Consider the following 21,089-nt stretch of genomic DNA (forward strand, 5'->3'; position numbering starts at 1 on the left):
AAGCAAGAAGTTCAGCACAACATTTTGTGTCAAACCCAAACAAACCCCTATATATAGTGTTTAGTTTTCTTTTTTAAACAGGTCGCCTGGATAAAAATTTTCAGGAGCCATCTCTTCATAAATTACCCTAACATTCTCAGCCGGTGCAAAATTTTGTTGTTCCATGGCTTCTACTATCGCTTGAGCTAACTCTTGCTTCTGTTCCGCAGTGCGTCCTTCTTTTAATTGAATTCTGACAAATGGCATAATCGTCCTCCTTATCGAACTGTAATCTCTAAGTTTTGTAAATGATCATATTCTACCCTAATCTTATCACCTGGCTGAATCAATGGAGCAGCCGTAATCCCACCTGTCATAATCGGTTGTCCTGCTTTCACTTCTTCTCCATACTGGTTTAAATGTTTGGCTAAGGCCACTATTGCTTCTGCCGGATGACCTAAGACAGCTGATCCATCACCTTCAGCATAAATCTCATCATTTACATATAATTTAACTGTCTCTTTTGATAAGTCAAAGGCTTTGGGATCCGTTTTTTCATTGCCAAATACAGCTCCGGCTGCAGACGTATTATCCGCAATCACCGACACCAAATCGAAATCAAAATTTTCATAACGGCTATCAATCACTTCCACACATGAAAATACATAATCAATATTATCCAATACATCTTGAATCGTTAGATCATTGCCTTTTAAATTCTTTTTAAGAACAATCCCAATTTCAGGTTCAACTTTTGGATGAATATAACGATCAAATTGGATTTCATTCATCGTTTCGATCATGTCTTCAAAAATATAGCCCACAATAGGAGAATCAACTCCCATTTGATCCCATTTAGCTTTTGAAGTCAGTCCCATTTTTGGAGCAAGAAGTTTAGCGCCTTCTTTCTTCCATAGGTCTAACAGAACCTCCTGAGCCTTATAAGCGTCCTCTACCGTATAATCTTTTGCAAGGTCTTTTGTGATTTTGGTGATTTCTTTTCGATTCTTTTGTCCCTCAAACACATAATCAGCCACTGCTTGATAATTTTTCTCCATGTCTTTCCTCCTAATATGCCTTTACAACGCCATGATAACGCTTTTACCATCCATATAAATCTATTATAGCAAGTAAATTATCTTACACAACTAATTAGATTGAGAGGAAAAAACAACCAACATTATACAAATTATAAGAAGCTAAAAAGCTTACCCACTCATTGAGGAATAAGCTTTTTAGAAGATTAAAGGCCTTATCTTTCTTCATTGTTCACAATTTGATAGTAGGTACGAGAGGTGATGCTATACATTAAGAAATAGGCAAGCAAGAAAACAACCGCTACTATGACATTACTATTAACAAACAAAGCACGATCAAATACTCCTACTAAGGCTAGAATATTAAAGATTAGGCGTGAAGACACCAGTAAATGCAGCAGGGCGATCCCTATTGGCAGACCAAAGAGCCAGATGATTTGTGATCGAATCGTTCTTTTAATCATGGCGTTTGGCAAGCCTACCTGCTTCATAATCTGATAATTTCGACGATCCTGATAACCTTCTGAAATCTGCTTGAAGTAAATCATGAGGAAAACACCTACTAACAAGACAATGGTCACCAGAATTCCCAAGAACAGCGCTCCCCCATTTAATTCATACATCTCTTTTCGAATGGCCTCTTTACTTGCAATCCCTACTTTGTGTTTCGCAGCAATCTCATCTACCTGATCTTGAACTTCAGCAAATGAACCTTCAGCTTGAACATTCACACTCCGAGTTAGATCAAAAGGTAAACTCTCCCCTGTTTTAAAATCCGTTGTCGGATAGTGTTCCCAAACCTCTTCTAAAGAAATCGTAGAAGGAACCACGAATAGAAATTGATCAATAGGAATATTCTTCTCCAAATATTTACTAGGTAATGATTGAACCTTCCGTTCCTGATCTAGAAAAACAATGGAAGCATAATCATTGTATTCTTTTTGATTAGAAATCATCCCGATACTATCAGCAGACAACTGAAGATTCTCGCTATAAGCCTTATTATAGTCTTCAATTGGCATGACTTTTGCGATCCCCATCATCCCTTGACTTTGAAATTTAGAAACCACATTACCTTCCATTTGAACCGAAGCCCCATAACCAACAAAAGGGGTAACTTGCTTAACTTGAACGACTTTTGAAAGGTCCTCTACTATTGGATCTAATTGAGCTTGATCAATTTCGCCAGTCGTGCTAGCCTCAGGGAAGTAAATTTGATAATCTGCTGGCAAGGCATCATCTGCTGCTAATTCCATCGAGCGATAGGTCGACACCGTCATCCCTAATATCATCAGAATCCCAGCACATAAAATACTTATCCCCGTTAAACTTACGGCATTGGCTTTCATCCGGTAAAGCATCCCCGACACAGATAAAAAATTTTGGGCTTGATAGAAGTAGTTAGGACGGCGTTTCAAGCTTCTCAGAACAAAAATACTGAGCGACCCCACTAGAAAGAAACTACCAATCACTACCAATATAACCGCTACAAAGATTGTTCCAATAGAGGAAATAAACCCTTCACTCGTTAAAGCTAAATAATAGCCTGTTCCCACTCCGATTAAACCAATTAGTAAGGCTAACCAATTAGAGCGCGGCTCGCTTTCCCCTTTACTACTAGACTGAATCAAAGCAACTGGATTTGATATCGATAGTTTTACCGACGCCATAATATGAATCATAAGAAACAGGGTTCCCATTAAGATAAGCACGATTAAACAAGCCCTAACACTAAATGGATAATCCATGATGCCTGTGCCGGTATTAGCCATCAATCGATTCAAGAAGAGAAACACCAAATGACCAAACAGGTAGCCTCCCGGTAACCCAATTACCATCACAATAAGGTATTCTATTAACAATTTAATCCGATCCATCGCTCTTAAGTGTTTTTTCTCCATCCCTAACACACTATATAATCCGATTTCTTTGTATTGGTGTTTGGCAATGAAGAGACCCGCATAGGTCACAAAAATGAAAGTAAACAAGCCACTTATCGCTACAGCCATCGTGATGATCATCGGTAACACTTCATGACGATTTTGTACATAATCATTGTCCAATAAGGAAATCATAATATAAAGAAGGCCCGTTAAAATAGAGGTAGCCAATACAAAGGGAACGGTCGTTTTTTTATGAGCTAAAAGACTCTGTTTACTTAATTTCCATAAAATAGATCCCTGCATCGCTATTCACCCCTTTTACTCAAGACAGAGAGTGAATCTGAAATTCTTTGCTGAAATTCTTGCAGATCATCATTTCCTCGATAAATTTCATGATAAACAATGCCATCTTTTATGAAGAGGACTCGACTTGCGTAAGCAGCAGCCTTTATCGAGTGAGTCACCATCAAGATCGTTTGCCGATTCTGATTGATTTTCTGAAACAATTCCATAATCATTTCCGATGATTTAGAATCTAAGGCGCCTGTTGGTTCGTCAGCCAAGAGAATATCGGGTTGTGTCACAATCGCTCTTCCGATCGCTACCCTTTGACATTGCCCCCCAGAAATTTGATACGGAAATTTATCTAACAAATCCTGGATTCCTAGAAGAGGTGCGATTTGTTCCACTTCCTCTTGCATAATATCAGCTTTCATATTGGATAAAACCATAGGTAAGAGAATATTATCACGATTTGATAAAGTATCTAAAACATTAAAATCCTGAAAAACAAATCCTAAGCGTTCCCGCCGAAATTTAGCCACTTCACTTTCTGATAAGCGACTCGTATTGGTTCCATTAATTAAAACTTGCCCTTCACTTGGCGAATCAAGCGTCGCAATAATATTTAGCAAGGTTGATTTACCTGAGCCCGATTCTCCCATAATCGCCACAAATTCTCCTGTATTCACACCTAAATTAATATCCCTCAAAGCAAGCGTTTGATTGTCCTTATTTCCATAGACTTTTTTGACATTTTGAACTTCTAATAACATTTCAACGCCTCATTTCATAGTTTTTTTATTGATGTCTTTATTCTATAAATAAGACGCTTGCCTTGCCTTCATCTAATCTAACAACAAGCTTACAATTCTGTAAGTTAGTCAGCTAACTTAAACGAAATTGTAAATTTACTTCCATGACCATACTGAGATTCGACCGATACTTTTTGATCCAAACGTTGTGCAATGCTTTTTACAATAAAAAGACCCAAGCCACTCGACTTCTCATTTAACTTTCCATTAAAACCAGCATAGCCTTTATCAAAAATTTTAGGTAAATCCTCATGGCTAATCCCCGGTCCTTGATCTTCAATCGTCAAATAATGATCTTTAAAATAAATCGAAATCCTTTTCCCCTCACTGTATTTCAAAGCATTATTTAAGACTTGTTCTACCATTAACTGCGACCAGTTGGCATCCGTAATAACCTCTACCCTAATAGGTTGATAGTCTAACTTTGTCTTGGTCTGAATAAAGACAGGCGAATATTTTTTCAATAGGGGTTTGATCAAATCATCCATCTTGACTTTGGTAATGAGCATATCTGGATCAGGATGGGTCAACTTTAAATAGCTCATCGCCAAATGACTATAGTTTTCAATATCTAATAAAAGAGAAGTGAGTGTCTGGTTTTTACTATTAGCGAGTAATAATTTGGCTGCCGTAATAGGAGTTTTCATTTGGTGAATCCATAGAATAAAGTAGGATTCCATTTCTTTCATATTTGAACTGCGCTGTTCTTTTAAGCTTTTTATCTCATCTTTAAGCCATTGATTTTCTTCTTCTAGATTGATTTTCTTTTTATAATGCGTCCATTCCAGAATTAAAGCTATCATCAAAATAAAAAGAATTAATAAACTTCCAAGCAACAAACCATACAAGGGCAATTGCATTAGGAAAAAAATCAACGTAAACACTAACAAGGCCCAGCCCACCATTGTAAATACTAATGTCTGCTTCTTCAAAAAATCAATCATCTTTCTCCCTCAACTAATCGATAGCCTACATTCTTCTTCGTCTCTAAGAACCCTTCCAAACCAATTTCCCGCATTTTCTTACGAAGACGAGAAATATTAACCGATAAAGTATTCTCATCGATATAATGATCTCCTTGCCAACAGGCTTCGATCAATTCATCTCGGCTAACAAATTGATTAGGATGACTAAATAAAGAATGTAAAATAAGCATTTCTGTTTGTGTCAATTCTACCGTACCTTCTGGATTGCTGAGTGTTGCCTGACGTAAATCTAATTTATTAGCATCGATTGAAAAAACTTCACTCACTTGGTTAGCAAAATCATAAGTACGACGCAGAACAGCTTGAATTTTAGCAATCAGCACCGGAATATCAAAGGGTTTCTGCACAAAATCGTCTCCTCCCATCTGCATGGCCATAATCTGATCGAGATTATCAGTTCGCGAACTGATAAAAAGAATCGGTACTTGAGACTCCTTACGAATTTCTTGACACCAGTGATAACCATTAAAACTTGGTAAATTAATATCTAAAAGAATCAAGTGAGGATCTGATTGATGAAAATCTTGCATAATCTGATAGAAATCTTCCACCAGCACAATCTCGTACCCCCACATTTCCAATTGCTTTTTTAACTCTTGTCGGATAACTTTATCGTCTTCAATAATCATTATTTTCAAAAGTCCCACCTCCTAATTAAAGCTATTATACTAGAAAGTAAAGGCTTCCACATCAACTAAATTAAACACTCATTCTTATTTTTTTCATAAGCGGTTTAATCAAGATACTTAAGAGAATCGTTATAATACCGACGATTAAAACGAGTATATATAGCGATTGAGCATTAATGGTTTCAGCTAACCAGCCATAAAGGGACTGTCCAACTGGCGTCATTAACATTGAAAGAAAGAAGACAAAGGACATCACCCTCCCGATCAACTCAGGCTGACTTTTAACCTGTACATAACTCATTAAATGAACTGAAATCATTGAGAACATAATTAAAGTTAAACTAATAGCCCCATTCATTATCCAGAAACTATTGGTGGGACTCAGTCTCTGCATGAGCGCATAAGAAACAACCATCATACAAATACCTGACAAGAAAAGTAAGAACCAGAGATTTTTTCTTGCCAATTTCTTAGACCAAGCTCCATAAATGATCGCTCCTAACAGACTTCCCAAACCAAAGTTTATATTTAATATACTATATTCTATATTCCCGACCCCTAAATAGACTCTAGCAATATAAGGAATCAAGGTTTGGATCATCGACCCTATCAATAAATTTAACACAGTCGCACACAGTGTAACCTGCAAAATAATTTTTTTGGCTGAAAGATAGTTAGCAGCTTCCTTCAAATCATTTCTATCCATTTGAATCACTGAAGATTGCTGCTGTTTAACATTTTCTGATTCAATTTTAAGCAGGGCTTCACAGCTCAACGCAAAAACAAATAACGTACAACAAATGAATAAGTTAATCTTCATTGTAAACACGCCATAAAAACTCCCCCCCATAACTGGTGCTAAGATAATACCGAGATGACCAATTGCCGAAATCATACTATTAACTTTAATTAATGAATCTCCTTGTGCTAATTTAGGTAGAACCGCTTGAACCACCGGCGTTTCAAATGCTGAAAGCATTCCAAGAACAAAAATAATCAAAAACAAACCACCATAATGAGTTGAGATATCCATAAAAAATATCAATACTATCGTCAAGAATAAATAACATGTGTCTAGTAGCAGCATTGATTTTTTCTGATTAAACCGATCCGCTAGCACTCCACCAAAAGGCAAAGCTAATAATCGCCCTAATGAGATCACAGCCATTGACGTCCCAAAACTTGTAGCAGAGTGACTGTGATCTAATATATACAAAAGAATTAAAAATTGTCCCAAAGAGGAACCAATCACCGAAAAAAATTGACTAGCCACTAAAAGTAAAGTTGATATATTTTTCATATTTTCCTCCATTGATGAATGGCAAGCTGATCTTTTTAAGAAGTAAATCTCTCAATCAAGATCAAATTCCCTTAATTTTTTACTGTTTATGTCTGAACATAGGAAGAATCGCTTCTTATTAACTAAAGAGTGTTCGGCAACAACATTACATACCGATAGTATGTTACGGAGGGAATTATAACCAGCGTTACATAACGCTGGTATGTTTAGCTCAGAAACATAATCAGCCTCGAAAAGCTGATTATGATCTACAAAAGATTGCGTTGATAATTTTTTAAGTAGTCGATTAATTGATTAGCAGCATTCATTACTTGCTCATCAAGGATTGGGATTCCCATCGAATCAAATATTTTCTGAAAGAAAACAAGCTTCCTCTTGGCTTCCTCACTAGAATAAGTCCCCATCTGGATCCCCATCCAAAGGTTAAAAGTCACCATCAAAAGTTCAGCAACTTCACGGGGAAATTCGGTCTTAATCGATCCATCTTCTATCCCTTCGTGTATGTAGGCTTCGATCAATGGCACCCCTTCATCAAAGCTTGCTTTATACTGCTCTCCGATCATTCGCGGTGTCTGTAATAACACACGACCTGAATAACCAATTGCCTGCTTCTCCATTTCCAAAAATTCACGAACAAGTAGCGCTTTAATTTTATCTAATCCCGTATCACCCTCCACCACTTCATTTTCACTTTCTCTTGAGAAAGACTCCATCACTTGTTCAAAAATATCCTGCTTCGATTTAAAATGGTGATAAACAGCTCCTTTAGTCATTCCACCTAGACCCTTTACAATATCTTGTATTGTTGTATTGTCATAGCCTTTTTCAAAAAAGAGCTTTGCAGCAACCTCTAAAATTTGCCTTCTAGAATCTTCTCCCGTTCCCTCACGTGACATCGGCTCGCCCCCTATAACATACCATCGGTATGTTCAATATACAAGTAATCCTATTTTGTGTCAAGCTTTTTTCACCCAGTAAATTTCAATCTATTTTAACGCTCTCCTCAGTTGTATAAATTTAACTTAACTGCCATAATTTAATATATAGTCGTGCCACTTCGTTAAATACATCCTAAAAGGAGGATTCTTCATGCAAATTACTCATTACGGACACGCTGTCGTTCATATCGTTACAGAAACAGGAACACGTCTTATTATTGATCCCTTTATCAATGGCAATCCTTTCTGTCAAATAAAGCCTGAACAATTAGCAGTAGATGTGATTCTATTAACCCATGCTCACTCTGACCATTTTGGGGATACCCTTGAGCTAGCAAAGCAACATGATGCCTTAGTCATCACCGTTTTGGAACTTGCTGACTATCTTGAAAATCAAGGAGTCCGAGTACATGGCATGCAACCAGGAGGAAGTCATCCATTTGATTTTGGTAAAGTGACGCTCACTCAAGCGATTCATGGCTCTTCACTTTGGATTGATGATAAGCCTTTTACCTTTGGATTAGCCACTGGTATTATCTTAGAAATAGAGAATAAAACACTTTATCATTTAGGAGATACTGCACTTTTCTCCGATTTAAGTCTCTATGGCAAACTCTATGACATTGACCTCGCCTTCATCCCAATCGGCGATAATTATACCATGGGGCCTGAACATGCAAAATTAGCTGCACAATGGCTCCAAGCTAAGAAAGTGGTCCCCATTCATTACAACACTTTCCCACTAATCGAACAAGATCCACAAGCCTTTGTTAATTCTTTAGATGAAAATCAAGGCTTTATTCCATCCATTGGCGAAAGCTTTGACCTCAATAACCATTAAAAACTTCTACTAACACAAAACCCGTCTCTCTAACACCATAACTAAGTCTCATTTATTGACTCACTCTTCAATGAATACAAAAATATCGCAAAAGAAAAAAACTTTTGCGATATTTTATACTTCGTTTGTTTGCTGTACATTCATTTTTTGGTGCCAAGCATTTCGAAGCGAAGCCACTAAACTAAAAAAGCCGATCACAATCATCATCTGGCACAACTTCATCTCAGGGGTTTGAATGGTCCCCATGGAATCGACTTCTCTGACCATAATATAAATCGATGAAATGATAAATAAAACTAACCATCCAATATTGACACGTATCCAATTTTTCATAGGACCCCTCCTCACTTTGAACTTCTAAACTGTTATCATCTTATACATTAGAATAAAACACTTAAGAGTGAATAGGATCCGCCCAAAGACCGAACATCAGATTACTTCGCTCCTATGTAAGTCAACCATTCTCTTATTATGAATCCCATATAAAGCTTTGATGCCATAATATAAAAAGGTCCGACTTGAAAAGTCGAACCCGATCAATAATTTCCTTCAATAGTGAAGGCGTTTTTTTATTTTTTCTCTTTGAAGCCTTGTTCTAATAGAAACTCTTCACTTTTCTTCATACTTATTCCTTCATCTAAATCGCCTTCAGTCTCGAGGTTGGCAACTTCTGCTAATTCATTAATATCGCCTTTTTCAAAATCTAATTCGACTGTTTCAATCACATGATCATCTTTATAGTCCAATTTTTCTTTCAATCCTTCTGTATCTTGCATGGTTTCAGAGATTGGATCAAGTATTTCTCTTGCTCCTTCTTCATCTTCAACTCCAAGAGATTCATAGGTTAACTTATTGACAGTCTTTTGCTTTAAGACCTGATCCCCTTTATAGTAATAAGTTAATTCTATTTCCATGCCATCTACTTCGCCCACAAATACTTTTTCTTTTAAATCATCTTTACCACTTGTAAAACCAGTCAGTAAAATAAAAGCCATCATGACAGTCAACAACGAAAAAATTTTTTTCATCAAAATCATCCTTTCAAAATTAAATATAATTAATTATTGATAGGTTAAATTTTATCATTTATTAATATTAGGATCAATTAATTATTCTTTTTCCGTTCACTAATTAAAACGGTGAGCATCGTCTATGCATTTAGAAATATCACTCTATTGGTAATATTGAGCTTGAGCTTGCCATAGGTCTTGATATTTCCCCCTTTCTTTAACTAACTCTTCATGAGTGCCTCGCTGAATAATGCTCCCCTGATCAAAGACGAGAATCTCATCACAAAAGCGACAGCTAGATAAGCGATGTGAAATATAAAAAGCCGTTTTGTCTTTAACAATCTCCGAAAATTTCTGATAGATTTCAAACTCAGCCACAGGATCTAGTGCAGCCGTTGGTTCATCCAAGATCATGATCGGTGCATCTTTATAGATCGCACGTGCCATTGCAATCTTTTGTGCCTGTCCTCCCGACACTTCAACCCCATTCTCATCATACTCTGTTCCTAAATAAGTATTGACCCCTTCTTCAAGAGAATCAGTGAAATAAGTCAAACCAATTTCTTCCAAAGAATTTCGAACTCTATCCGCTTCATAGTTGGGATGGACTGCGATATTCTCTGCAATGGTCAATCCTAGCAAGCGAAAATCTTGAAAAACAACGGAGAACAATTGATAAAACTCGCTCAGTGAATACTTATCTGCCTCAATATGATTCAAGAAAACTTTGCCTTGGTTTGGTTCATACAAACGCATCAGTAATTTAATAAAAGTTGTTTTACCTGAGCCATTCTCACCCACAATGGCATAATGCTTCCCAATTTCAAACTCTTCACTTATATTCTTCAACGTTGGCTCTTGACTACCAGGAAACGTAAAGGATAAATTTTCAACCGATAATTGATAATGATTATCTAAGCGCTTTTCAATCGGAATAGATCCCTTAGCATTCTCATCTGGAAGATCCATAATTTCATAGAATCGTTCCATCGGGGCCGTTTGTGCAAAAAGAGTCAGGAAATTCAGGGTGTCCACTAAAGCCGACATTAATTGCCCAATTCCTCCTATCATCTGAATCAACATTCCGATGGGCATATTTCCAAGAATTACTCGAATTCCAATTAAGAGATATACAAAACTTGTAACAATCTGTGATCCTACATGATTCGTTAAACGCACCCTACCAAAGCCACCATAATACACGCGCTGAAAAGTTGATAATTCAGAAAAAAAGCGCTCCATTGTATCTCTCACTCTATGATATAAATGGTAAAGTCTAATTTCTTTTCCTGCTTCAACTTCTATCAAGGTGATATAAAAATAAGAAAATAAATTATTCGCTTTTACCAACCATTCTGCTAACTCATTTACTCCTTGCATGGTTCTCTGAGATAAGTAAGTTTGAAATACAGCAACCAAAACAACGACTATGATCAAAATGATATTCATAAAATACGGATGGAGACCATTTATTGTCTCGTGAGCCCTAGCTTGCCAAAGGGGCCATAATAGTAACAGGGCATAGAATAAATTAGCCGCATTTCTTATCAATCCGTAAAAATGCTGATAGATTAGATGAAAACTCGACCCATTATTAAACTGGTCTCGATGTACTTGAAAGAGCTTTTCCTTCGTTTCGGAATCATCTGCATAGTGAAAATTCGTCGTCAATATCTTCTCATAAGGAACCGCTAATATTTTTTTCTTAACTAATTGATCCTTCTTCGAAGCAATGGGTTGAAGCCAACTTGCTAAAAAGTTCACCGTAAAAAAGAGAAGTAAATAATGCCAAACATAGGTATAAACTTCATCGAAACGACCTTGGGCAAGAGTGGTCACTATTTTAGATAAATAGATAAAATTTAGAAAAGGGACAGCCCCCACCAACAAGGAAGTCATCAACTGATAAAGAAAAGCTCCTTTACCAATCTTCCAAACATCTTTAAACGTCCTAATAAACAACTGCTTCTTATTCATTAGATAATCCCCCCTTCCATAATGACTTCTTCTGGCGCTTCCTCAATTTCATCGCGATAATAGTAGGCTTGGGTTTCAAATAAGTGATAATAAGCCCCTTTTAAAGCTAATAATGATTGGTGGTTTCCTTCCTCAATCACCTGACCTTTTCTCAAATAAATGATTCGATCACAAAATTGAGTAGATGCCAAGCGATGTGAAATAAACAAGGCCATTTTTCCTTTCGAAAATTGCAAATAGTTCTGGTAAACTTCACTTTCACTAATTGGGTCTAGAGCTGCAGTCGGTTCATCTAAGACCAACACCGGAGCATCTTTGTAAAGAGCCTGGGCTAACTTCAACTTTTGTAACTGTCCTCCTGATAAGTAGACTCCTTCGTGATCAACTTGACGAACGATCCCCGTTTGGTCTCCTTTAGATAAATCTTTAATCACTTGGTCTAATCCGCTTTGTTTCAAGACCGTTTGATATTTCTCTTGATCAAAGGGATAACCTTGTAGAACCGTATCCTTAATCGTCAAAGTAAATAAATAATTATCCTGAAAGACTGGCGCAAATAGATGATAATAGTCTTCAATATTCAACTTCGAAACCTCTTGATTATTAATTAAGACCTGCCCATGACTCGGCTTCAATAAACCCAATAACAATTTTATAAGTGTCGTTTTTCCGGCGCCGTTCTCTCCCACAATGGCTAATTTTTCATTACCACTGATTTTAAGATTAAGTTGATTAATAACAGCCTCTTCGGCATTCGGATAAGTATATGAAACATTTCGAAACTCTATACTTTCAATTTCGTTTGGTATTGGGGAATTTGATTGATGATTAAGCACAGATTCTTGGTGAAAATACCGGTAAATATCTACTAATTTGCTATTATGTTGTATAAATTTTGCAGTGGCATCGATAAAATTCGCCAGACTGGTAGTGAGCATAGGAACCATACTAGCATAGACGACAAAATTTTGAACTTCAATATGACCTTGTTTAATTTCTTCGATACTTTGGTAATACGCCAATGCTGTCATGATCAGCAGCATTAAAAGTACAAAGACTCCTTCTAGTCGTGCGAGCTGATTTTCAGGGTAAATGATCGCCTCAAACTCACTTAAAAGATGATTTTGAATATTCTTAAACCAAGAACTCATCGAATACAAACGAACATCTTTTGCTATTCTTTGGTCTCCCATTGTATGGTTCAAATATTCCAATTTAGTTTCATTCGCCACTCGTTGACCATGATTTTTGCTCACTAACTTATTTTGAAAGTGCTTAATCCCAATCAACCCTAACAATAAGACCATGATTAACAATAAAAAGTTTAAATCTAACTTTACTAAAAAACCGATATAAACTAAAACTGAAAATAATGAAATAAGTAATTTACTAAAAGAATTGATCGTACCATTTAGAGCTGCTTCGGGATGATCTAAAGATCGTGTAACACTATTAAATAATTCAGTCGCTTTGGATCCGACCAAGAGCGGATAATCCAACTTCATCCTTGCATATAATACTTCGCCACTAACGGAAATTCTAAAGCTTTCGCCATGTTTTTCAAGAAAGGTTACAGTGTAAGATTTTAACACTTCTAGTACAATCAAAATTCCCATATATAGAAGAAGTGTATGGACAAAACTTCTTAACGTTATGTCGTTCCTTAACACAGAAATCAATTGAACAGATACAAATAACTGATAAATTGGCATTACAACGGTTAGTATCATATCTAAAAGATAGATCACAAAGAAACGTTTATCATCATTCCATAACAACTTCACTAAAAATTTCAAGGTTTGCCATTTTTCTTTCAATTAAATCACCTCTCGCTTTCTTGCTCACATTATAGAATGTAAAATGCACCTTCTAATCCGAAAGTGCATGAATGGTCATTATTTTGTTATGAATGGTTAATCATCAATGGCAGAGTGACTTCCGTAGCGAAGACCCCTTCCTCCCACTGGCGATTAACAATTCCCTGATACTTCTCCACCGCTGCATCGATCCGTTTCAAACCGTACCCCTGTCGATTAGGTCCTTTCAATGATAGAAAACCTCGCCGTGGTTCTTGAGCCATTGTATTTTGAATACTGATATAAAGCGTGTTTTTTAAAGGAGCGATATACAACCTAATAAATGAGTGAGACAAATCTTTTTGATTCTGTGTTGCCTCAAGCGCATTATTTAATAAATTCCCTAAGATCACAGCTAAATCCGTGCTCGCAATACTTAGGTCTTTAGGGGCAATCGCCGTTGCATAAATTTCAATCCCAGCTGCTTGTGCCCTGCTTAATTTCGTATTCACTAAAGCGTCGATCAAGGTATTACCCGTTCGAATAATCGTATCCACTTGGTTCATTTCATTCGTTAATTCTTGAATATAATGAGAGAGCGCCGAAAAATCAGATGCTTCAATATAAGCATCCATCACTTGCAAATGATTTCGATAATCATGGCGAATCCCTCGCATCTGCCGATAAACCGATTCTACCTCTAATGCATAGCTATCTAACTCTTTCTGCTGTATTTGCTGAAAACGTAAGTCATAACGTAATCTTCCATTCAACCAAAAAGAAGCCACTAAAGCAATCATTAAAAATATTATGACGTACTTAGCCATAAAAAGCCTCCTCTTTATAATGTTCTATAAAGGCTTTCTGGACTTCTTTGACTAAACGTCGAGAAATAGGAACTTTTTCATTATTGGTTAATAGAATATCTTCTTTTCCGATACTCTCAACATGATTCAAATTTACGAGGTAACTTCGATGCGGTGCCACAAAGCGTTGATCCAGTTGATCTTTAAAATTAGCAAGCGTTCCGTTAATGAAAAGCTCCTGAGCTCCTAAATTTAAACGCAATTCACGTTTGTTGACTTCGACAGATAAGAGTTCATCCATCTCGATGACATGTTGCTGACCCTGTCGATCCTCCACGATAAAATATTTCTCCGTCTTAGAAGCCGTCATTAAGTACTTAGCTAACACCCGTTCCACTGCCGCAAGCTTAATCGGCTTCAACAAGAAGTCTAAGGCATCAACTTGATAGCCTTCGACTGCATATTCTGCAAAAGCCGTTGCAAACACAATCTGAAGATAAGGCGCTTGTTCACAAATTTTATGAGCCACTTCCATGCCATTCAACTCAGCCATTTCAATATCTAGAAAGGCAATTTGCCACTCAGGATGCTCTTCTAAAGCAAATAAGAAAGCTTCCCCTGATTCAAATTGATGGATAATGGGGGTTAATTGCAGAGACTGACATGCTTGTTCAATCAAACGAGTCATGTTTTTTCTTTGGATGGCTTCATCATCCGCTAGGACTATTTGTATCGTTTGCATGCATCATCATCCTCCTCCCCATATTTCATTCATATTATAGCAAATTTTTCGCCTAAACTAGCAAACGATTTCAAAAAACTTCCAGCTGAATCGAGCTGGAAGTTTAAATTTATTTCACAATTTTTATACGATAAGACATACAGTCCGAGAGGGAAGCCGTTTCAATGTAACTCATCTCCTCATAATCCATCCGTCCATTCGGAAAATAAGCCTCAACTTTTAATTCAGCTTTCCGACAAAGCTCAAAAATTTGATCAGGGGTATAACATTTCAATGTTTGTTGATACGTTTTACCGTCAGAATAAGACCAACGATCTATCATACAATTCGTTGAATTCTCATAATCATAAACGCGCTTTATTTCAGAGAAATTCATAGCCTGCCCTTTAACTTTTTGCCAGTAGTCAGGATTGTAAATATCGATTAAGGCAACTCCTTGATCAGCCACCCAATTCCTAATTCGTTTCAATAACCATAACTGCTCATCATCATCTCCCAAACCAAATCCATCAAGATATGTAATTAAATCAAACTCCTCTTTCAAATCAAGATGATAAAAACTGCCTGTTAAAGCCCTAATATTCTGGGGATTATGCTCTTTAGCCTTGGCAACTAATTCCGGAACCAATTCAATCGTCGTCACCTGCTGAACGCTCTTAGCCAGCGCTTGTCCCACATGACCCGTACTCGCTCCTAAATCTAAACAACTTTGAATGCTTCGCCCCGCTTGCTCAAGAAGTTCTCTTGCTAAGGGTTCAACATCCTCCTCTGTAAGAACTCCCAACTCTTGAAGTGTCCGCATCTGCTCTCGATAAAAATCTTCTGCCCATTGTTCACTTGTCATCTTTAACATCTGATTCCCTCCTTGTTTAATTTTTATTCAGGAGAGGCTAATAGATATAACAACATATCGAACACCCCTTTTACTCTTTTCACCATTATAACAAAATATGCTCGCCAGCCCTAACTCACATCCCCCTCATTTTAAACGTTCGCCACTCATCAGAAACTATTCAAAACTGTACACTTACTAGAAATTCTGATACATTATGAATAAGTTTCATTTTTTGTTCAGGGAAAGGAGGAACTCTTATCAACAAAAAAGCTTTAATTGAAGAGGCTGCTCATCATACCTTCAAAGAGCTAGGCTACAAAAAAACAAATATCTCTAAAATTACTGAAAGAGCCGGAATTGCAACGGGTTCTTTCTATAAATATTATGATTCTAAAGAAGATATCTTCTTACAAGTCTATATACAAGAAAATAATCAACTGCGTGAACGGATCAAATCACAAATTGATTGGCAAGGAGATCCCATTACAATTATCCAAGCTCTCTTTCGTCTCTCTCATTTGGAACAAGTAGATAATAAAATCATGGCTGAGTGGAATAATGAGGCCATCAACCACCTGATGAAAGATTATTACAATTCAGATCAGGGAAGAAAAGAATACCCCTTTCATCACTTTTTATTTGAAACCTTTCAAACAAAATTAGTTGAATTAGGCTATTCAGACTCCGAAATTAAAAAATTAATTCAAGTTTACGAATTATTATATGCACTCGATACCAAGATAGATAAATCAAATCTTCCGCATTTTAATGAAAGTTTACAAGTTTTAGTGGAATACTTTATCAGAGGAATTGTCAATCAAAAGAAATAGACAATCGCTACTCATTCAAACAATAGCAAATTATCTCTTCAACTAAAAAAAGGATCCAACTATCAAGCTGGATCCCTTTTCTATTGATTTTTATCTTACTCTTCAACTGTTGTTTCTTCTTCACTTGAATTTTCTTCCGAAACAGCTGAGTCCTCTTCTGAAGCAGTCGAGTTCTCTTGATCCCCCTCTACTTCAAAAGCTGGTTTTAAATGACCTTCTGCAGCTAATTTATCTAGAAAATCATAAACTTCTTGAGAAGCAAAGGCTTTTTGTAAGGCTTTGCTAGCCTCACTGTCAAGATTCGCTTCACGAATCACCAAAGTAATCGCAAAAGTATCTTCCTCATCCTCTTCTAAAATTAGAGCATCTTCAGGCGTTAAATCAATCGAAGCAATGTAAGTTGGATAGTTAAACACTAATTCTACACCATCTTCATAAGCACCTGTTAAGTTTAATAAATCAATATGAGTAAATTCTAAATTTTTAGGATTTTCAGTAATATCATCCACTGTTGGGAAGAGACCTGCTTCTTCATCCAGCTTCAATAAATCATGTTGAGCTAACACAAATAAAGCACGCGCCTCATTCGTTGGATCAGATGGAATCGCCACTTCTGCTCCCTCTTCTATTTCTTCAACTGATTGATAAACAGGCGAATAAAAACCAACAATCGCATTATAAACGGGCTGAATCGCTGTTAAATCGCCCTCTCTTTCCTCATTAAACATTTCCATAAAAGGACGATGCTGAGCAAAACTACCAAAGGCTTCATCATTAAGAACCGCCTCGTTATATTGAATATTATCTGAAACTTCCACTAATTCAATTGAATAAGGTTCTTCAATCACTTCTGCTGCAATTTCCACAATATCAGTCATTGGTGGCATATGTGAAGCAATCTTTAAGACCTTATCATCCTCTTGAGCCCCTACAAGTGTAGTTGTAGAAGCAAAGAAACCGATTGCTAATAAAGCTGTTGCTAATTTTTTAAACATATAAATCCTCCTTGATTATCTTTTGTCTATGAGACGGGCCAACTTAAAACCTAACCATTGTAAAACCTGAACCATTATAATTATAACGACAACCGCAACATACATGATATCCGTTTCATAGCGTTGATAGCCATAACGGATTGCGAAGTCGCCAATCCCACCACCTCCTGTCACTCCCATAATAGTAGAGTAAGAGAGAAAGCTCACAAAGGCTGTTGTGAAACCAATGACCAATGAAGATCGAGCTTCTACATAAAGAAACTTTACAACTAATTCCCATTGACTCGCCCCCATCGATTCCGCTAACTCACTGACTCCTTTTGGAATATCGTGAAGAGATTGTTCTACAAAGCGCGCATACAATGCAATGGCTATTAACATCATTGGAAAAGAGGCGGCCACTGGATCGCCTGTTGCACGGCCATAGAACTGCCTAATAATCGGTTGCATCGCTACCACCAATAAAAGAAAGGGGAACGATCGAATAATATTCACAAATAAATTCAAAATCTGATGTATCACCCTAGCCCAAACACTCTCGCTTAAGCTTTGACTTGGACTGGTTAAGAATAGAGTCGTCCCTAAAGGTAACCCCAATAAAAGAGCTGCTACCGTGGCTAGCCCCATCATGATTGTCGTTTCTTGTAAACTTTCTAATAACTTAGGACTATACTCGATCAAGCGCTCGAGAAATTGTTGATCAATCATTTCTCAACACCTCCAAGACACTCTCGTAATAAGAATTAGGATAGTCTTCTGAATGAAGAACATGGTTTTCGACAATATCAATCAGCTGTCCTTGATCGACCACCGCTACTCGATGACACAATCTACGAATTAGATCAAGCTCATGTGTTACTAACACAATCGTCATTTCCAATTCATGATGAGCTCTTTGTAATAATTGAATAATTTCTGAAGTCCTCATCACATCCAATGCCGATGTGGGTTCATCGCAAAGCAGAACCTTGGGCTTAGTAATCAAAGCTCGTGCTATCCCTACACGTTGCTTTTGTCCCCCTGATAACTGGCTAGGGTAGTGGGATTTATGCGCTTTCAAATCCACAAAATCTAAAACCTCATCTAAATCCATTGTGTCTCGATAATCATGAAGTTCCAAAGGAAGTAAAATATTATCCGCGACCGTCTTATTATTCAATAGATTAAAATGTTGAAAGATCATCGACATTGATTTTCGCTGCAAATTTAATTGTTGCCTGCTTAAGCCCAGTAAATCGACTCCATCAACGAGGACTTGGCCTTCATCTGGTTTCTCTAATAAATTAATAAATCTTAATAAAGTTGATTTACCGGCACCACTCTCACCTACAATGCCAAAAATCTCATTATTTTCAATATTTAAATTTATTTCCTTGACTGCTTCCACCTTTTCATGATTGGATAAATAAGATTTACTCACGTTTATCAATTCAATCAATCATCCTCACCCCTTTACGCAACAGTCAAACACACCAATAAATCATAACATAGTCAATTATATTTCACAATATTGTAATCTCTATAAATAACTTTAAATAAAGGATTACTAACAAATAATGCTAGCTCTTTTATCAAACTTTTCATCAACAAAAAGTTATGTTTGCCTAACACTTCTACAAATGCTCCCCCTCCTTCTTCCCCAACTCTCCCAAACAACACTCAGGTCCAAATCGTTGGTTAAAATAACTGATCAATATATCGTTTTGAACTTTAAAATCACTTATTAAAGTTGCCTTAACAAAACACAAAATGGTTAGCCACTAAATGTGTAGGGCTAACCATTAAAAGAATAATTAATTTTATCTAAAAAACAACAGCCTTTCAAGTGATCGTAGTTCGGTACCTTCTATTTCAAGCAAATAAACATCTGGCATTGTCATCATTTTGAACTCATCATATGCAAACCCCCCCTCAGTGTAATGATTCAGCAAGACGCTCAAAGCTGTCCCATGTCCTCCAATCATGATGCTAGATGAATTCGAATGAAGGATTTTCTCAAATGCGGGAACCACTCTTTCTCGAACCTCATGTAAAGACTCACCTGTCGTTAGTTTATAATGAGGATCTTGCCATTGTTTCCAAGCAAACTGATCAAAATCATTGACCCATTCTCCAACAGATCGTTCACATAAATCTTCTATTCGGATAATGGGCAGTCCCAAATCTTTAGCAGTAGGTTCCAATGTTTGAACCACACGTCGATAGGGACTGGCATAGATTGCTGTTATTCCTTTTCCTCTAAAGTATTGAACTAAATCTCTGGCGAGATCATGACCTTCTTTTGTTAGAGGGGCTTCTTCGTTTTTCACTTCAAAATCACGAATTGAATGTCGAACTAGATAGATTTTTCTCAAATTATCATCCCTCATTCCCAACCTTAAGATACCACGCTTGTTGTTCTCCTGATCGCCCCATTAAACGGCGACCGCTATCGATAAAATTTAAAGACCGGTAAAGCTGCTTTCCCACTTCATTCTCAGTCTCCACAGCCAATACAATTTCAATAATTTCAGGTTTTTTCTGTTGGATATAATCAATAAAAAAATTCATGAGTTGACGACTATAGCCATTTCCTCGTTGCTTTTCATCAACAGATAAACCTCGAATCAAGACAGTATTCTGTTGATCTGTATAGACCAAACGATTTTGACTAAAATCTAAAATCCCAAATGCAACCATTCCCTTTTCATTTAAACCAATAAAAATTTCAATATTTGCTTTATTTTTATATCTTTCTAGTAGAACGCTTGGATGACTGGCAAAAGTATCATCCTCAAACTGATAAGCCTTAAACTGTTCATTATATTTTTTGTCATATTTTACAATTTGCATTCAATCACCTTTTCTAAAAGCTAAAATATCATATACATTGGCACCGATTGTTGATAAGCAACATATTTTTGACCATAGTTCGCTAGACACCACTTCTCTTCCGAGAGAATAATAAAATGACTGACTATGATAAAGAAGAACACAAATAAACCGTAGCCCATCGAGGAAGTCATAATGGCAATCGAAGCATAGATTAAATAATAAGAAAGATACATAGGATGACGGCTCAGCGAATAGATCCCCTGGGTCACTAAACCAGGACCAAAATCATGAATTGCTCTAAATAATCCCGCCATTCCAAATCCCATGACGATAATACCCAAAAGTTTAAATTCAATTTTTAAAAGGAAAGGGTAGGCAAGGAGGATAGCTTGAAGTAATTGATATAACCAATATATCATCTTTTCATTGCTTCCTTCCATCGGAGCAAAACGCTGAATCGCTAGAAAAGACGGACGATTCACCACTAAAATAACTAAGAAACGAAACAACACCACTAATACACTCAACATACCAGCGTTCATTATCAAGCCCCTTGCTTTATTGATATTTTATTTGAAGTCCCCATAAAATTTAATT

Annotated in this window: 23 protein-coding genes and 1 pseudogene; 3 read left to right on the forward strand and 21 right to left on the reverse strand. The window is 36.8% G+C overall.

What is annotated here, in order from left to right:
* Positions 1–60: 60 nt before the first annotated feature.
* The 8 genes from HZY91_RS08815 to HZY91_RS08850 form a co-directional block, all read right to left on the reverse strand.
* The gene (locus HZY91_RS08815; protein WP_197115908.1) at positions 61–246 is read right to left on the reverse strand and encodes a tautomerase family protein; all 186 of its coding nucleotides are present in this window, start codon (positions 244–246) and stop codon (positions 61–63) included.
* A gap of 11 nt (positions 247–257) precedes the next feature.
* A complete protein-coding gene (locus HZY91_RS08820) occupies positions 258–1,037 on the reverse strand; it encodes a 2-keto-4-pentenoate hydratase (RefSeq protein WP_197115909.1) in 780 nt (259 codons plus the stop codon).
* A gap of 194 nt (positions 1,038–1,231) precedes the next feature.
* Positions 1,232–3,202 carry an FtsX-like permease family protein gene (locus HZY91_RS08825; RefSeq protein WP_197115910.1) on the reverse strand — a complete coding sequence of 657 codons (1,971 nt, stop codon included), beginning with the start codon at positions 3,200–3,202 and terminating at the stop codon, positions 1,232–1,234.
* Between the two features lie 2 nt (positions 3,203–3,204).
* Complete coding sequence (locus HZY91_RS08830) at positions 3,205–3,954, reverse strand: ABC transporter ATP-binding protein (protein ID WP_197115911.1); 750 nt, start codon at positions 3,952–3,954, stop codon at positions 3,205–3,207.
* Between the two features lie 104 nt (positions 3,955–4,058).
* A complete protein-coding gene (locus HZY91_RS08835; protein WP_197115912.1) occupies positions 4,059–4,937 on the reverse strand; it encodes a sensor histidine kinase in 879 nt (292 codons plus the stop codon).
* Positions 4,934–5,608: a response regulator transcription factor gene (locus HZY91_RS08840; RefSeq protein WP_328752569.1), complete on the reverse strand. Its 675-nt coding sequence runs from the start codon at positions 5,606–5,608 to the stop codon at positions 4,934–4,936. The genes HZY91_RS08835 and HZY91_RS08840 overlap by 4 nt, the downstream gene beginning before the upstream one ends.
* A 70-nt stretch (positions 5,609–5,678) precedes the next feature.
* Positions 5,679–6,908 (reverse strand): MFS transporter, encoded by a 1,230-nt coding sequence (locus HZY91_RS08845; RefSeq protein WP_197115914.1) that lies wholly within the window; start codon positions 6,906–6,908, stop codon positions 5,679–5,681.
* Positions 6,909–7,156: 248 nt separating this feature from the next.
* Complete coding sequence (locus tag HZY91_RS08850) at positions 7,157–7,804, reverse strand: TetR/AcrR family transcriptional regulator (RefSeq protein WP_197115915.1); 648 nt, start codon at positions 7,802–7,804, stop codon at positions 7,157–7,159.
* A gap of 193 nt (positions 7,805–7,997) precedes the next feature.
* Between HZY91_RS08850 and HZY91_RS08855 the strand changes: the two genes are divergently transcribed.
* Positions 7,998–8,687, forward strand: a complete 690-nt coding sequence (locus HZY91_RS08855; RefSeq protein WP_197115916.1) for a metal-dependent hydrolase — start codon at positions 7,998–8,000, stop codon at positions 8,685–8,687.
* A gap of 114 nt (positions 8,688–8,801) precedes the next feature.
* On the opposite strand, the gene HZY91_RS08860 is transcribed toward HZY91_RS08855, so the two are convergent.
* The 7 genes from HZY91_RS08860 to HZY91_RS08890 form a co-directional block, all read right to left on the reverse strand.
* Positions 8,802–9,020 (reverse strand): DUF3923 family protein, encoded by a 219-nt coding sequence (locus HZY91_RS08860; protein ID WP_197115917.1) that lies wholly within the window; start codon positions 9,018–9,020, stop codon positions 8,802–8,804.
* Between the two features lie 236 nt (positions 9,021–9,256).
* Complete coding sequence (locus HZY91_RS08865) at positions 9,257–9,715, reverse strand: YehR family lipoprotein (protein ID WP_197115918.1); 459 nt, start codon at positions 9,713–9,715, stop codon at positions 9,257–9,259.
* A 144-nt stretch (positions 9,716–9,859) separates the two neighbouring features.
* The gene (locus HZY91_RS08870) at positions 9,860–11,674 is read right to left on the reverse strand and encodes an ABC transporter ATP-binding protein (protein WP_197115919.1); all 1,815 of its coding nucleotides are present in this window, start codon (positions 11,672–11,674) and stop codon (positions 9,860–9,862) included.
* The gene (locus HZY91_RS08875; RefSeq protein ID WP_197115920.1) at positions 11,674–13,491 is read right to left on the reverse strand and encodes an ATP-binding cassette domain-containing protein; all 1,818 of its coding nucleotides are present in this window, start codon (positions 13,489–13,491) and stop codon (positions 11,674–11,676) included. Before HZY91_RS08875 ends, HZY91_RS08870 begins: the two co-directional genes overlap by 1 nt.
* Before the next feature lie 86 nt (positions 13,492–13,577).
* Positions 13,578–14,297, reverse strand: a complete 720-nt coding sequence (locus HZY91_RS08880; protein WP_197115921.1) for a sensor histidine kinase — start codon at positions 14,295–14,297, stop codon at positions 13,578–13,580.
* The gene (locus HZY91_RS08885) at positions 14,290–15,018 is read right to left on the reverse strand and encodes a LytR/AlgR family response regulator transcription factor (RefSeq protein WP_197115922.1); all 729 of its coding nucleotides are present in this window, start codon (positions 15,016–15,018) and stop codon (positions 14,290–14,292) included. Before HZY91_RS08885 ends, HZY91_RS08880 begins: the two co-directional genes overlap by 8 nt.
* A 109-nt stretch (positions 15,019–15,127) precedes the next feature.
* Positions 15,128–15,871 carry a class I SAM-dependent methyltransferase gene (locus HZY91_RS08890; protein WP_197115923.1) on the reverse strand — a complete coding sequence of 248 codons (744 nt, stop codon included), beginning with the start codon at positions 15,869–15,871 and terminating at the stop codon, positions 15,128–15,130.
* A 257-nt stretch (positions 15,872–16,128) separates the two neighbouring features.
* On the opposite strand from HZY91_RS08890, the pseudogene HZY91_RS11210 reads away from it, so the two are divergent.
* A pseudogene (locus HZY91_RS11210) lies at positions 16,129–16,257 on the forward strand (TetR/AcrR family transcriptional regulator); the annotation flags it as partial.
* 138 nt (positions 16,258–16,395) lie between these two features.
* Positions 16,396–16,683 carry a hypothetical protein gene (locus tag HZY91_RS11035; RefSeq protein ID WP_235991626.1) on the forward strand — a complete coding sequence of 96 codons (288 nt, stop codon included), beginning with the start codon at positions 16,396–16,398 and terminating at the stop codon, positions 16,681–16,683.
* A 95-nt stretch (positions 16,684–16,778) separates the two neighbouring features.
* Here the strand turns inward: HZY91_RS11035 and HZY91_RS08900 are convergent, their stop codons facing one another.
* The 6 genes from HZY91_RS08900 to HZY91_RS08925 all read right to left on the reverse strand — a co-directional run bounded on the left by HZY91_RS08900 (position 16,779) and on the right by HZY91_RS08925 (position 21,034).
* Complete coding sequence (locus HZY91_RS08900; RefSeq protein WP_197115924.1) at positions 16,779–17,678, reverse strand: MetQ/NlpA family ABC transporter substrate-binding protein; 900 nt, start codon at positions 17,676–17,678, stop codon at positions 16,779–16,781.
* Positions 17,679–17,693: 15 nt separating this feature from the next.
* A complete protein-coding gene (locus tag HZY91_RS08905; RefSeq protein WP_197115925.1) occupies positions 17,694–18,386 on the reverse strand; it encodes a methionine ABC transporter permease in 693 nt (230 codons plus the stop codon).
* Complete coding sequence (locus tag HZY91_RS08910) at positions 18,379–19,116, reverse strand: methionine ABC transporter ATP-binding protein (protein ID WP_197115926.1); 738 nt, start codon at positions 19,114–19,116, stop codon at positions 18,379–18,381. The genes HZY91_RS08905 and HZY91_RS08910 overlap by 8 nt, the downstream gene beginning before the upstream one ends.
* 361 nt (positions 19,117–19,477) lie before the next feature.
* Entirely contained in the window at positions 19,478–20,032 is a 555-nt protein-coding gene (locus HZY91_RS08915; protein ID WP_197115927.1) for a histidine phosphatase family protein, read from the reverse strand.
* A 4-nt stretch (positions 20,033–20,036) separates the two neighbouring features.
* A complete protein-coding gene (locus HZY91_RS08920; RefSeq protein WP_197115928.1) occupies positions 20,037–20,510 on the reverse strand; it encodes a GNAT family N-acetyltransferase in 474 nt (157 codons plus the stop codon).
* A 20-nt stretch (positions 20,511–20,530) separates the two neighbouring features.
* Complete coding sequence (locus HZY91_RS08925; protein ID WP_197115929.1) at positions 20,531–21,034, reverse strand: methyltransferase family protein; 504 nt, start codon at positions 21,032–21,034, stop codon at positions 20,531–20,533.
* Positions 21,035–21,089: the final 55 nt, after the last annotated feature.

The sequence above is a fragment of the Facklamia lactis genome (assembly GCF_015863205.1).
Lineage (GTDB): Bacteria > Bacillota > Bacilli > Lactobacillales > Aerococcaceae > Facklamia > Facklamia lactis.

Coding starts and splice junctions, on each gene's coding strand:
- HZY91_RS08815 (WP_197115908.1), bottom strand. CDS start 246: ATGCCATTTGTCAGAATTCAATTAAAAGAAGGACGCACTGCGGAACAG.
- HZY91_RS08820 (WP_197115909.1), bottom strand. CDS start 1,037: ATGGAGAAAAATTATCAAGCAGTGGCTGATTATGTGTTTGAGGGACAA.
- HZY91_RS08825 (WP_197115910.1), bottom strand. CDS start 3,202: ATGCAGGGATCTATTTTATGGAAATTAAGTAAACAGAGTCTTTTAGCT.
- HZY91_RS08830 (WP_197115911.1), bottom strand. CDS start 3,954: ATGTTATTAGAAGTTCAAAATGTCAAAAAAGTCTATGGAAATAAGGAC.
- HZY91_RS08835 (WP_197115912.1), bottom strand. CDS start 4,937: ATGATTGATTTTTTGAAGAAGCAGACATTAGTATTTACAATGGTGGGC.
- HZY91_RS08840 (WP_328752569.1), bottom strand. CDS start 5,608: ATGATTATTGAAGACGATAAAGTTATCCGACAAGAGTTAAAAAAGCAA.
- HZY91_RS08845 (WP_197115914.1), bottom strand. CDS start 6,908: ATGAAAAATATATCAACTTTACTTTTAGTGGCTAGTCAATTTTTTTCG.
- HZY91_RS08850 (WP_197115915.1), bottom strand. CDS start 7,804: ATGTCACGTGAGGGAACGGGAGAAGATTCTAGAAGGCAAATTTTAGAG.
- HZY91_RS08855 (WP_197115916.1), top strand. CDS start 7,998: ATGCAAATTACTCATTACGGACACGCTGTCGTTCATATCGTTACAGAA.
- HZY91_RS08860 (WP_197115917.1), bottom strand. CDS start 9,020: ATGAAAAATTGGATACGTGTCAATATTGGATGGTTAGTTTTATTTATC.
- HZY91_RS08865 (WP_197115918.1), bottom strand. CDS start 9,715: ATGAAAAAAATTTTTTCGTTGTTGACTGTCATGATGGCTTTTATTTTA.
- HZY91_RS08870 (WP_197115919.1), bottom strand. CDS start 11,674: ATGAATAAGAAGCAGTTGTTTATTAGGACGTTTAAAGATGTTTGGAAG.
- HZY91_RS08880 (WP_197115921.1), bottom strand. CDS start 14,297: ATGGCTAAGTACGTCATAATATTTTTAATGATTGCTTTAGTGGCTTCT.
- HZY91_RS08885 (WP_197115922.1), bottom strand. CDS start 15,018: ATGCAAACGATACAAATAGTCCTAGCGGATGATGAAGCCATCCAAAGA.
- HZY91_RS08890 (WP_197115923.1), bottom strand. CDS start 15,871: ATGTTAAAGATGACAAGTGAACAATGGGCAGAAGATTTTTATCGAGAG.
- HZY91_RS11035 (WP_235991626.1), top strand. CDS start 16,396: ATGGCTGAGTGGAATAATGAGGCCATCAACCACCTGATGAAAGATTAT.
- HZY91_RS08900 (WP_197115924.1), bottom strand. CDS start 17,678: ATGTTTAAAAAATTAGCAACAGCTTTATTAGCAATCGGTTTCTTTGCT.
- HZY91_RS08905 (WP_197115925.1), bottom strand. CDS start 18,386: ATGATTGATCAACAATTTCTCGAGCGCTTGATCGAGTATAGTCCTAAG.
- HZY91_RS08920 (WP_197115928.1), bottom strand. CDS start 20,510: ATGCAAATTGTAAAATATGACAAAAAATATAATGAACAGTTTAAGGCT.
- HZY91_RS08925 (WP_197115929.1), bottom strand. CDS start 21,034: ATGAACGCTGGTATGTTGAGTGTATTAGTGGTGTTGTTTCGTTTCTTA.